This is a genomic window from Thalassotalea sp. SU-HH00458, assembly GCF_040362795.1.
GTDB lineage: Bacteria > Pseudomonadota > Gammaproteobacteria > Enterobacterales > Alteromonadaceae > Thalassotalea_H > Thalassotalea_H castellviae.
The window spans coordinates 1-2,511 of record NZ_BAABWW010000021.1; the positions used below are offsets into that span (position 1 = coordinate 1).

4 protein-coding genes are annotated in these 2,511 nt (G+C 34.5%); all 4 read right to left on the bottom strand.

Features of this window, described 5'->3' with window-relative positions; translation table 11 throughout:
* Positions 1-415: 415 nt before the first annotated feature.
* Positions 416-745 (bottom strand): hypothetical protein, encoded by a 330-nt coding sequence (locus ABXH06_RS17775; RefSeq protein ID WP_353519094.1) that lies wholly within the window; start codon positions 743-745, stop codon positions 416-418.
* A 100-nt stretch (positions 746-845) separates the two neighbouring features.
* Entirely contained in the window at positions 846-1,187 is a 342-nt protein-coding gene (locus ABXH06_RS17780) for a hypothetical protein (protein ID WP_353519095.1), read from the bottom strand.
* Positions 1,188-1,610: 423 nt separating this feature from the next.
* Positions 1,611-1,889 (bottom strand): hypothetical protein, encoded by a 279-nt coding sequence (locus ABXH06_RS17785; RefSeq protein ID WP_353519096.1) that lies wholly within the window; start codon positions 1,887-1,889, stop codon positions 1,611-1,613.
* A 120-nt stretch (positions 1,890-2,009) separates the two neighbouring features.
* Positions 2,010-2,511, bottom strand: a 502-nt coding sequence (locus ABXH06_RS17790; RefSeq protein ID WP_353519097.1) for an energy transducer TonB, incomplete at its 5' end; no start/stop codon positions are given.

The window sequence follows — 2,511 nt, forward strand, 5'->3', positions numbered from 1 at the left end:
AATAATGGGCTAAGTAACGTTGGCTAAAATAGTGAGGAACGAACGAAAGCCAACTGTTACGTGTCCCTGTTTATTTGCTTGTTATATAAAGACTAACAACATCATTACGTTACCAGCCTTTTTATTGGCTAGCAACTCACATAACTTTACCAGCCTTTACCCACCGCAACGTAAACCAAAACGAGAATAGAACGGAATTTACAGATTAACTTGCCGATACATTGCAATGTTAAAACCTAAAATACACCCGAAGAATTCACCACAAAGTTTCAATTAAAAACACCAAAACTTGAAAAACTATTTATCGAATTAGTTGCGGTATATAACGCCTCATTAAGAGGCTGATAAAAGTTTGCTAAAATGTGTAGCGAAGCGGAACCGAGCAAACTTTTAGCAGTCCTGCTTTAATGACTTGTTATATTGCTTTTAACCTCACTTTCCATGAGACAAATGAACCATTTTTTTCTTCTGCCATTTTATTATAACAATTCAATAACATAATTAAGTGCCTAATATTAAGCTCCATTTTGATGGGAAAGATAAGAAAAAATCGATTGTCGATTCGTTCTTTTTTTAACAAATGCCCACTTTCTGGATGGTATACATCTCTATACATTCTTTGAAGATCGTCAAAGCAACTAAATTCATATTTAAAGTCAACTGTATGTTGAATCAACATATCAATTCCACTAAAAGATAACTTAGCTAATTGTGCTTCCAGGCTTCCAATTAATACAGTTTTCATAGGCAATATAACGCCCATTTAAGGGGCTGATAATTGTTTGCTAAATTGTGTAGCGAAGCGAAACCAAGCAAACTGTTAGCAGTCCCGCTTTAAATTCTTGTTATATGCAAAGAGCACTCAACTCTTTTTTATTTTTTTCAATTTCACCGAACACATAGTTTTCAAGCTCGTCAACTTGATTAGATGAAACATTTGTTTTTATAGGTTGAGCAAAATCCATTATTACAACTCTAGTTTTAATGGAGTTACATAAAAGAGAACGTGCTTTATCTGGTTTTTGTTGGTCGATATACGATATAGCACCTTGCATTTCTTTTGCTCCCGCCCACAGTTGAGAAACAGACGGTGAAGCACCAGCAGCTAGGTTACCATACATTCCAACACCAATACCTGATAAAAAGACCAAAAGAACAAATATTGAAAAAATAATCTTAGATTTCATGCGCAACTCTCCTTAGGCATATAACGCTTCAATAAGCGGAAATTTGTAGTTGGCTAGAATATTGAGCGAAGCGAAAAAAAGCCAACTGTAAATTTTCCGTTTAATTGCCTTGTTAGCAGTTTATGCCCTACTTTCGCGGTTTACCGCTTTAGCTACTTTTAAACTGCTTCAATTTTTAAGACTTTACCTTACTTAAAAAGAAGCGATAAGAACATAACAAATTAAGATGAATTCATGAAATGGATTTAATAATGAACTGCTAAAATTGAAAATCCATTTTATTTATTAAACACCAGTCCTTGTTTTTACCACCAAAAGATAAAGACTGCTAACGCCCTGTTAAGGGGCTGATAATGTTTGGCTAAAATGTGAAGCGAAGCGAAACCGAGCCAAACTTTAGCAGTCCCGCACTTAAACAGCTTGTTATAAATCACCTTTCTCAAGGCTGTCTTTTAGCTTTCTCTGCTCTATTTTTAGTTTCAAAACTTTATTTTCCTCTTCTATTTTTTCTGCGGCAGTATTTGAAAAAATCTTCTGAGAGTATATTAAGTATAAAGTTGTTGCTGCTGGCAAAAATACTAATGGCGTAAATAAAATAGCATCACCTTTAAAGCCTCTATCAAGCAACTCAACGAGTAAGGCAAAACTCCAGCCAATTGCTCCAAGTGAAGAAATGATTGCGCAAATATATCTAAATTTCACTATTCTCTCCGTGATTTATAACGCCCTGTTAATGGGCAAAATATAGTTGGCTAAAATAAGCGACGAAGGAGCAAAAGCCAACTGTTTTTTGTCCTTGTTAAACAGCTTGTTATAAATACTTTAACCACGGACTCTTATACGCATACCAGTGGAATAAATGATGTCTTCGCTTGGACATGAATATTTTGGTGTTACAGATGAACAAGGCTGATCTGGCTTGTCAAAACAGAAATCAAATCGAGTTTGTGTTTTGACAGGCTTAGAAATAATACTTTTAGGTAACTCTGCCCACTTCCAATTTTTAATTACATCTTTAGCCGCTTTTGAAAAATGTTCACTTGTTGTAGCTATTACAATAATGTCCTTAACTTCATTTTGTGGGGTTATTACATATTCAATTGTGGCACAACCTTCAATAGATTTCTTTACTGCTTTAATTGGGTATCTAGCAGGAAATCTATTAAGTTGGTTCCACTTTGAAGATTGAATTTCGTTGTGAGTTAACGATAAATTCGGATATTCTTTAACAGTCTCTACTTTGGTTGAGGCACAACCATTCAAACTAAGAGCAATAATTAGAATGCCAATATTTTTTTTCATAACCGAAACTTCCTTGTATTTA